General features: G+C 48.0%; 10 protein-coding genes and 1 pseudogene. 8 read left to right on the forward strand and 3 right to left on the reverse strand.

The genetic code is table 11. From position 1 onward, the window contains the following. From FTU19_RS15260 to FTU19_RS15300, 8 genes and pseudogenes are all read left to right on the forward strand, one after another. A pseudogene (locus FTU19_RS15260) lies at positions 1–75 on the forward strand (IS6 family transposase); the annotation flags it as partial. Between the two features lie 72 nt (positions 76–147). Beyond that, entirely contained in the window at positions 148–741 is a 594-nt protein-coding gene (locus tag FTU19_RS15265; RefSeq protein ID WP_205779272.1) for a tyrosine-type recombinase/integrase, read from the forward strand. A 189-nt stretch (positions 742–930) separates the two neighbouring features. After that, positions 931–2,097 (forward strand): tetracycline-inactivating monooxygenase Tet(X3), encoded by a 1,167-nt coding sequence (locus FTU19_RS15270; protein WP_024160783.1) that lies wholly within the window; start codon positions 931–933, stop codon positions 2,095–2,097. Between the two features lie 148 nt (positions 2,098–2,245). Then, positions 2,246–2,983: a recombinase family protein gene (locus FTU19_RS15275; protein WP_001366550.1), complete on the forward strand. Its 738-nt coding sequence runs from the start codon at positions 2,246–2,248 to the stop codon at positions 2,981–2,983. Continuing rightward, complete coding sequence (locus FTU19_RS15280; RefSeq protein ID WP_000743213.1) at positions 2,980–3,204, forward strand: hypothetical protein; 225 nt, start codon at positions 2,980–2,982, stop codon at positions 3,202–3,204. The genes FTU19_RS15275 and FTU19_RS15280 overlap by 4 nt, the downstream gene beginning before the upstream one ends. 210 nt (positions 3,205–3,414) lie before the next feature. Further along, positions 3,415–4,908 (forward strand): IS91-like element ISVsa3 family transposase, encoded by a 1,494-nt coding sequence (locus FTU19_RS15285; RefSeq protein ID WP_001120888.1) that lies wholly within the window; start codon positions 3,415–3,417, stop codon positions 4,906–4,908. Positions 4,909–5,581: 673 nt separating this feature from the next. Next, positions 5,582–6,469, forward strand: coding sequence for an Mph(E)/Mph(G) family macrolide 2'-phosphotransferase (mph, locus tag FTU19_RS15295; protein WP_071830579.1), 888 nt, complete (start codon positions 5,582–5,584; stop codon positions 6,467–6,469). Between the two features lie 81 nt (positions 6,470–6,550). Continuing rightward, complete coding sequence (locus tag FTU19_RS15300) at positions 6,551–7,252, forward strand: IS1 family transposase (protein WP_004282344.1); 702 nt, start codon at positions 6,551–6,553, stop codon at positions 7,250–7,252. An 86-nt stretch (positions 7,253–7,338) separates the two neighbouring features. On the opposite strand, the gene FTU19_RS15305 is transcribed toward FTU19_RS15300, so the two are convergent. From FTU19_RS15305 to sul2, 3 genes are all read right to left on the reverse strand, one after another. Beyond that, on the reverse strand, positions 7,339–7,803 hold the full coding sequence (locus FTU19_RS15305; RefSeq protein WP_071830580.1) for an ATP-binding protein: 465 nt from the start codon (positions 7,801–7,803) through the stop codon (positions 7,339–7,341). 61 nt (positions 7,804–7,864) lie between these two features. Next, entirely contained in the window at positions 7,865–8,113 is a 249-nt protein-coding gene (locus FTU19_RS15310; protein WP_071830581.1) for a phosphoglucosamine mutase, read from the reverse strand. Positions 8,114–8,199: 86 nt separating this feature from the next. Further along, positions 8,200–9,015 (reverse strand): sulfonamide-resistant dihydropteroate synthase Sul2, encoded by an 816-nt coding sequence (gene sul2, locus FTU19_RS15315; protein WP_001043260.1) that lies wholly within the window; start codon positions 9,013–9,015, stop codon positions 8,200–8,202. Positions 9,016–9,159 lie beyond the last annotated feature (144 nt).

The following is a 9,159-nucleotide window of genomic DNA, read 5'->3' on the forward strand; positions in this document are numbered from 1 at the left end:
GGCCAGGCCTCAGCATTTTATTATGGTGATCCCCTGGGCGAAATGCGCCTGGTAAGCAGAGTTTTTGAAATGTAAGGCCTTTGAATAAGACAAAAGGCTGCCTCATCGCTAACTTTGCAACAGTGCCAGTTTTATTACGAACGTGTTTTGGGTGGACAACGGAAAACATATTTCATCGAAAGACCAAAAAAAGAAAAAACACTTCCTGTTGTGATGAGTGAAGAAGAAACCATTCGGGTACTACGCGCTATTGAAAACGTGAAACACAAGGCTATTCTGATGACTATTTATTCGGCAGGTTTGCGCATTTCTGAATGTATAAACCTGAAAATAAAAGACATTGACTCCAAGCGCATGCAAATTCGTATAGAACAGTCAAAAGGAAAAAGAGATCGTTATACCATTTTATCTGAGAAAACATTAATTATTTTAAGAACATACTTTATGGAATATAAACCAAAAGATTATTTATTTGAAGGTCAAAAAGGTGGCGCATACTCAAGCCGAAGTATTCAAAACATTTTTAAAGCAGCTGTTTTAAAAGCAAAGATTCAAAAGGAAGTTACTGTACATACCTTACGACATAGCTTTGCAACGCATTTGCTTGAGAATGGTACGAGTTTACGTTATATTCAATCGTTGTTAGGTCATTCAAGCAGTAAAACAACTGAGGTTTATACACATATTACCACCAAGGGAATGGAACAATTAAAAAGTCCGATGGATTTGTTAGATATATAGAAAGGATTTGTATATTTGAGCAAAACTTAACAAAAAGCACTATGAATATAAATCCTTTTGAGAGAGTAGAAACGAACGGTAAACGGTTGAAAACGGATTTGTCACTGATAATGAAAGGTTTAGCAAAATAAGATATAGTGGATATATACGCCATTTGGCGTATAGCCACTTGTTATGTGCCATTTTTGAATGACAATGCGAATAGATACAGACAAACAAATGAATTTACTTAGTGATAAGAACGTTGCAATAATTGGTGGTGGACCCGTTGGACTGACTATGGCAAAATTATTACAGCAAAACGGCATAGACGTTTCAGTTTACGAAAGAGACAACGACCGAGAGGCAAGAATTTTTGGTGGAACCCTTGACCTACACAAAGGTTCAGGTCAGGAAGCAATGAAAAAAGCGGGATTGTTACAAACTTATTATGACTTAGCCTTACCAATGGGTGTAAATATTGCTGATGAAAAAGGCAATATTTTATCCACAAAAAATGTAAAGCCCGAAAATCGATTTGACAATCCTGAAATAAACAGAAATGACTTAAGGGCTATCTTGTTGAATAGTTTAGAAAACGACACGGTTATTTGGGATAGAAAACTTGTTATGCTTGAACCTGGTAAGAAGAAGTGGACACTAACTTTTGAGAATAAACCGAGTGAAACAGCAGATTTGGTTATTCTTGCCAATGGTGGAATGTCGAAAATAAGGAGCTTTGTTACCGACACGCAAGTTGAAGAAACCGGTACTTTCAACATCCAAGCTGATATTCTTCAACCGGAAATAAACTGTCCCGGATTTTTTCAGCTATGCAACGGCAACCGATTAATGGCGGGACATCAGGGCATTTTATTGTTTGCCAATCCCAATAATAATGGTGCATTGTATTTAGGAATTAGTTTTAAAACGCCCGATGAATGGAAAAATAAAATTCCCTTAGATTTTCAGGACAGAAACAGCGTTGCCGATTTTTTATTGAAAAGATTTTCCAAATGGAGTGAAGTTTACAAACAATTAATACGTTCGGTATCAACATTTCAATGCTTGCCCACAAGGAAATTTCCTTTGAACAATGATTGGAAAAGTAACCGTCCATTACCCATAACAATGATTGGCGATGCTGCTCATTTGATGTCGCCTTTTGCAGGACAGGGTGTAAATACGGGATTATTGGATGCTTTGATATTGTCTGAAAACCTTACAAACGGAGAATTTACAAGTATTGAAAATGCCATCGAAAACTACGAACAACAAATGTTTGTTTATGCAAAAGATACGCAGGACGAATCGACAGAAAACGAAACCGAAATGTTTAGTCCCAATTTTTCGTTTCAAAAATTATTGAATCTATAAACAGTAAGAAAAAACGGCTACTAACAAGCAGTTTTGCAATAGTGGGGCAGAAGTGCAAAATTGAACTTGTGTGCTTCTATCAACTTTTGTACATTAGCTGCCAGTTTAAGATGGGTGCATTTGAGTATGCCCAAAGGAGCCCGCAAGTATGCGCAGGACGAAGCCAGTAGCCGCGCCGATGGTGGCGCGGGTCTATCTGCGCGTCAGCACCGACGCGCAGGACTTGGAACGCCAAGAGGCGATCACTACGGCCGCGAAGGCCGCCGGCTACTACGTCGCCGGCATCTACCGTGAGAAGGCATCCGGCGCACGCGCCGACCGGCCTGAGCTGCTGCGCATGATCGGCGACCTACAGCCCGGCGAGGTGGTCATTGCCGAGAAGATCGACCGCATCAGCCGCCTACCTTTGCCCGAGGCCGAGCGCCTGGTGGCCTCGATACAGGCCAAAGGCGCACGCCTGGCCGTCCCTGGCGTGGTCGATCTATCCGACCTGGCGGCCGAGGCCCAGGGCGTCGCCAAGATCGTGCTGGAAGCCGTGCAGATCATGCTTTTTCGCCTGGCCTTGCAGATGGCCCGCGACGACTACGAGGACAGGCGCGAACGCCAGCGCCAAGGCATTGAGTTGGCCCGCCAGGCCGGGCGGTACAAGGGCCGCCGTGCTGATCCGAAGCGCCGCGCCCAAGTTGTCGCGCTGCGCAAGTCCGGCTACAGCATCAACAAGACCGCCGAGCTGGCCGGGTACAGTGCGGCCCAGGTGAAACGGATATGGGCCGAGGTCAGCCAGGCCGAAGCGAAGCAGCACGGCGCGTTCGTGGAGGACGCATTGACGGAAGCCGATGCCCTGGCCGCTGTCGGCCAGGATGAGCGCCAGGAGGAAAGGGCATGAAGAAGCCGAACCAAGACGACGAGCCGTTTTTCATCACCGAGGAGATTGCGGCCGAAATGATCGCCGGCGGCTATGAGTTCGAGCTGCCGCCCATTCCTTGCACCATCCGCCTACGCGACGTGCTGGAGCGCATGACCGATGCTGAGCTAGCATTGCAGCCGGGCGAGATCGCCGACCAGGAGCGTGAACGCTGCCGGCGCAAGCCGTGTTCAACCTCATGATCTGGTCATGGTATTTTTCATGGCACTGAGCCTGATAGTTCTTGCAAATTGTTGTCACTAAAGGGTTTTGTGTGCTTGTTTACAATCGAGTGGGAGTGACGGGCACTGGCTGGCAATGTCTAGCAACGGCAGGCATTTCGGCTGAGGGTAAAAGAACTTTCCGCTAAGCGATAGACTGTATGTAAACACAGTATTGCAAGGACGCGGAACATGCCTCATGTGGCGGCCAGGACGGCCAGCCGGGATCGGGATACTGGTCGTTACCAGAGCCACCGACCCGAGCAAACCCTTCTCTATCAGATCGTTGACGAGTATTACCCGGCATTCGCTGCGCTTATGGCAGAGCAGGGAAAGGAATTGCCGGGCTATGTGCAACGGGAATTTGAAGAATTTCTCCAATGCGGGCGGCTGGAGCATGGCTTTCTACGGGTTCGCTGCGAGTCTTGCCACGCCGAGCACCTGGTCGCTTTCAGCTGTAAGCGTCGCGGTTTCTGCCCGAGCTGTGGGGCGCGGCGGATGGCCGAAAGTGCCGCCTTGCTGGTTGATGAAGTACTGCCTGAACAACCCATGCGTCAGTGGGTGTTGAGCTTCCCGTTTCAGCTGCGTTTCCTGTTTGCCAGCCGGCCCGAGATCATGGGGTGGGTGCTGGGCATCGTTTACCGCGTCATTGCCACGCACCTGGTCAAGAAAGCGGGCCATACCCACCAAGTGGCCAAGACGGGCGCGGTCACCCTGATCCAGCGTTTTGGATCGGCGCTCAATCTGAATGTTCACTTCCACATGCTGTTTCTCGACGGTGTGTATGTCGAGCAATCCCACGGCTCAGCGCGTTTCCGCTGGGTCAAGGCGCCGACCAGCCCAGAGCTCACCCAGCTGACGCACACCATCGCCCACCGGGTGGGTCGCTATCTGGAACGGCAAGGCCTGCTGGAACGGGATGTCGAAAACAGCTATCTGGCCTCGGATGCGGTGGATGACGACCCGATGACACCCCTGCTGGGGCACTCGATCACTTACCGTATCGCTGTCGGTTCACAGGCGGGGCGAAAGGTGTTCACTTTGCAAACTCTGCCGACCAGTGGTGATCCGTTCGGTGACGGGATTGGCAAGGTAGCCGGGTCCAGCCTGCACGCCGGCGTGGCGGCCAGGGCCGATGAACGCAAGAAGCTCGAACGGCTGTGCCGGTACATCAGCCGCCCGGCGGTATCCGAGAAGCGGCTGTCGTTAACACGAGGCGGCAACGTGCGCTACCAGCTCAAGACGCCGTACCGGGACGGCACCACGCACGTCATTTTCGAACCATTGGATTTCATTGCAAGGCTGGCCGCCCTGGTACCGAAGCCCAGAGTCAACCTAACCCGCTTCCACGGGGTGTTCGCACCCAACAGTCGGCACCGGGCGTTGGTCACGCCGGCAAAACGGGGCAGGGGCAACAAGGTCAGGGTGGCTGATGAACCGGCAACACCAGCACAACGGCGAGCGTCGATGACATGGGCGCAACGGCTCAAGCGTGTTTTCAATATCGACATCGAGACCTGCAGCGGCTGCGGCGGCGCCATGAAAGTCATCGCCTGCATTGAAGACCCTATAGTGATCAAGCAGATCCTTGATCACCTGAAGCACAAAGCCGAAACCAGCGGGACCAGGGCGTTACCCGAAAGCCGGGCGCCACCGGCTGAGCTGCTCCTGGGTCTGTTTGACTGACGAGCCTGAAGGCCAACGATACCAATCAAAATGCTGCGTTCACAGCGCCGCGGCAGGGATCCGCCGTGCTGGTTGTCGGAAAAGGAGCCGCTAGTGGGAAAGAGGAGGGTAAATTTTCAGCGTTGCTGGCTCCCCGTCAGCCGGATTGGGTTGCATCGCAGGGGTGTCGAAAGAGTCAACTGCGGTCCAAAGCTGTTGGACTTGGGTGAAAAGGGCGTTTATTCTTCCTATACGTGAACCGCATCCTACGGAATGAGTAACCCTTGCCCTATTGTGAGTAGAACGTCGTATAATTCAAACGAAAGCAGTTAATAGGTATGAAATATCACAGCACAAAAGAGCGACAGGACATGTTTAGATGATGTTATTATAAAATAATAACATCATGGATGAATAAAAAATAATTTTCTATCTTTACAACTATGTTATACTTCTATGATAAGGCTATGATGGCAAAGCCTTGGTTTTCCTAATCAAATAGTCGCCGAGATGGCTTCAATGCGACAGTAGGTCTACTGTCTCACAATTAATTCATGTATCAGATTTTTGTTCCCTGATGGGAAGTGTTATCCATACGAAAAGAATATGGGTAAAGTGTTACACCTGTATATGACATTCAGAATGTCCTGTCGGGGGAACTGGTACCAATTTAATAAAAGAAAACAGTATAGAAATGACAATCGAAGATATGCAAACATTAGCCCTAGAGCATGGGCTGAGAATTTCGGAAGAGATGAGCGTCAATGAGATGGGCATCGACTTTAGAGTTGCCTTTGTAAAGGAAGTAAACGGTGAGAACTGGGTACTCCGTATACCTCGAAGAAGCGATATGCTTGAACAAATCGAAAATGAAAGTAGAATATTGGATTTAGCCAAAAGAAACCTGTCGATCAATGTCCCTGATTGGAAAATTGTATCGGAGCGCCTAATAGCCTACCCTTTACTGGAGGATGCGCCTGCTCTGACATTCGATGCGATAACACATGAGGTTTCTTGGAACATAGATCGCGATAGCATAGCTTATGTGGAGTCTCTGGCAAAATCATTGGCCGAATTACATCGTATTACAGCTGACGATGTGAGAAAGAGCAACTTGAAAATAATGACTCCAAGTGAATTGAGGACCGAAATAGCTGACCGTATCCACTTGGTGAAATCTGAGATAGGTATCAGCGAGCCGTTGGAAAACAGATACCGTAGATGGTTGGACAATGACCCTTTGTGGCCTGAATTCACTTGTTTCATCCATGGCGATCTCTATGCAGGGCATGTCTTAACCTCGAAGGAAGGTAAGACCTCTGGTATCATAGATTGGTCTACTGCGCATATGGGTGATCCTGCACTGGACTTTTCTGGTCACGTATCGGTTTTTGGAGAGGATAGCCTGAAGAGTTTGATAACGGAGTATGCTAAACAAGGCGGAACGATATGGGATAGGCTCTACGAACAATCTATAGAGAGGGCTGCTGCAGCTCCATTAGCATATGGCGCTTTTGCGGTAGAGTGCAACGACGATAATCATATCAATGCCGCCAGAGCAGCCTTAGGTATTGTTCAATAAAATGATGTGAGGATACTTTTTTGGTGGTGTATCAAAAAGTATGCTAAAAAAAAGCAGATTGAATTTTGATAAAATAGAGAAATGCAAATAACTCTAGAAATCAAATGTCCAACCTGCCTCAGTGACAGTATAAAGAAAAATGGCATCAAAGTAGATGGGAAACAGAACTACCAATGCAAAGACTGCAAACGTCAGTTTATTGGTGACCATGCTCTGAGCTATCTAGGATGTAATTCTGGCATTACTCGTAAAATATTACAGTTAATGGTCAGAGGCAGCGGTATACGAGATATCGCTGAAGTTGAGCGCATTAGTATCGGTAAAGTCTTACGGACTTTAACTGAATCGGCCTATCAAATTCAGCCTAAACAAAGTCATTATGAATCTCTCGAAGTAGATGAATTCTGGACTTTTGTTGGAAATAAAAATAATAAACAATGGCTTATTTACGCTTACCATCGAGAAACAGGTGAGATTGTTGCTTATGTTTGGGGTAAGAGAGATTTAGCTACAGTCCAAAGGTTGAAGACAAAGCTTAAACAATTAGGTATTCACTACACCCGAATTGCAAGTGATCATTGGGACAGTTTCATCACTGCTTTTAAAAACTGCAAGCAAAGTATTGGTAAGTTTTTTACTGTAGGAATTGAAGGTAATAATTGCAAAATAAGGCATCGAATAAGGCGTGGTTTTAGAAGAAGTTGTAATTTCTCCAAAAAGCTTGAAAACCATTTTAAAGCCTTCGACTTAACCTTCTTTTACATCAATAATGGCTTCATTTAATGTCAGCATACTTTTTAAAACACCACCACTTTTTTAAATGCTAAAATAGGAGTTCGATTGGTGCCACTTAAGAGTATCATTGATTTCTATTTTAGCCAGTATCCTCCACTTTTAGGAGCTCCTCGAAACTCGATTTTATGATCATCTCTTAAGATTTTGAGCCACCGCTCTACTATCTTGACAGGAACTAATAGCTCGTTTACTAAAAATGGTGCACGCTTTCCTGGATTAGTTCTTATCTGATTAAATAGTAGATTTACTCCCTCACTTACTCCCTCATTAGATTCGAAAAGTAGCTTTGATGAGACAATAACTCGAAAACCGTGCTGGAAATTTTCAAAGACAGGGGGACGCAGACCATAGGATGCGAAGCCTTCTTGGATTCGTTTGATGCCTGACCCATATTTTTCAATAAAATGCGCTTCTTTGAACGTGGCAGATATCCTTTTATTGCGCGCCCATGGCGAGTAATCTTCACGAAGAAGCTGATCAATCGTTAAGTTATCAGCTAAACCACCTGGATTGAAAAACTCTATGGAATTGTAATACACCCTGATTATGGAATCGGCAAATTAATTTGGACTTGGGTGAAAAGGGCGTTTATTCTTCCTATTACGTTGTCGGCAGCGGGCCAAAAAGGAATACGTCCATGCCCATCGAGGTGAAACCGGCTGTGAGCGCGGGTTCAAGCATATAGCCCGACAGGCGCGTATCCTTGCCGATCACGACACGATGGCGGTGGTCACCGCGACGAAAGACACGGCCAGCCGCCATGCCGACGCGCAAGGCGGTTTCCGCCGTCATCGCGCCTTCGTTGGCTTTGCCACGAATACCGTCTGTGCCGAAATATTTGCGCACCATAAGGTCGATTATCCTGTCGTCGGGTCGCCCTCAAAGGGGACATGCCTGCTGAACCGCGAATATAGAGAAATATCCCGAATGTGCAGTTAACGAATTCTTGCGGTTTCTTTCAGCGCCGCCAATACCGCCAGCCCGTCGCGCAAGGGGCGCGGCTCGTGTGTGCGGATGAAGTCAGCTCCACCTGCGGCGGCGGCAAGCTCTGCAGCGAGTGTCGCGGCCCCGACATCCCCCGGACCACGGCCTGTGAGCGCGCGCAGAAAGGATTTGCGCGAAACAGACAGAAGCACCGGCAAATCGAAGCGCAGCCGCAATTCATCGAACCGCGCCAGCACCGAGAGCGAGGTTTCGGGAGCAGCCCCCAGAAAAAACCCCATGCCGGGATCAAGGACAAGGCGGTTGCGTTTGATACCGGCACCCGTCAGCGCCGCGATGCGCGCGTCAAAGAACGCCGCAATGTGATCCATGATGTCGCCAGCGGGTGCCTCGCGCCGATCTGCCTGCCCGTCTTGCACCGAATGCATAACGACGAGTTTGGCAGATGATTTCGCCAATTGCGGATAGAACGCAGCGTCTGGAAAACCGCGAATATCATTGAGATAGGCCACACCACGCGACAAGGCATAGGCTTGCGTCGCGGGTTGATAACTGTCGAGCGAGACGGGAATGCCATCTGCCTTGAGCGCGTCCAGCACCGGCGCGATACGCGCGATTTCTGTGTCGGACGAAACAGGCGCGGCGTCGGGATTGCTGGATGCCGGACCGAGGTCGATCACATCTGCCCCCTCGGCCATCAGCTTACGCGCCTGCGCAATGGCTGCGTCTGGCGCCAGATACCGGCCTCCATCGGAGAAACTGTCCGAGGTTATGTTGACGATGCCGAAAATGATGAGCGATTTATTCATGGGGGCTTCTATAATAATCTCTGTACACGACAAAAATAGATAACTCATTGAAATAATGTCACAATAATTGTTTTCTAACGACGAATACTATGACACATCTCAATGAGTTATATCTTATCTTAAACAAATCTCTAAAATGGAACA

It is taken from the genome of Acinetobacter sp. YH12072 (assembly GCF_013419565.1).
Lineage (GTDB): Bacteria > Pseudomonadota > Gammaproteobacteria > Pseudomonadales > Moraxellaceae > Acinetobacter.

Bases quoted from the DNA above. Each gene is read 5' to 3' on its own strand.
- FTU19_RS15310 (WP_071830581.1), bottom strand. From the start codon at position 8,113: ATGGTGCGCAAATATTTCGGCACAGACGGTATTCGTGGCAAAGCCAAC.
- FTU19_RS15270 (WP_024160783.1), top strand. From the start codon at position 931: ATGACAATGCGAATAGATACAGACAAACAAATGAATTTACTTAGTGAT.
- FTU19_RS15275 (WP_001366550.1), top strand. From the start codon at position 2,246: ATGCGCAGGACGAAGCCAGTAGCCGCGCCGATGGTGGCGCGGGTCTAT.
- FTU19_RS15285 (WP_001120888.1), top strand. From the start codon at position 3,415: ATGCCTCATGTGGCGGCCAGGACGGCCAGCCGGGATCGGGATACTGGT.
- FTU19_RS15300 (WP_004282344.1), top strand. From the start codon at position 6,551: ATGCAAATAACTCTAGAAATCAAATGTCCAACCTGCCTCAGTGACAGT.
- FTU19_RS15280 (WP_000743213.1), top strand. From the start codon at position 2,980: ATGAAGAAGCCGAACCAAGACGACGAGCCGTTTTTCATCACCGAGGAG.
- sul2 (WP_001043260.1), bottom strand. From the start codon at position 9,015: ATGAATAAATCGCTCATCATTTTCGGCATCGTCAACATAACCTCGGAC.
- mph (WP_071830579.1), top strand. From the start codon at position 5,582: ATGACAATCGAAGATATGCAAACATTAGCCCTAGAGCATGGGCTGAGA.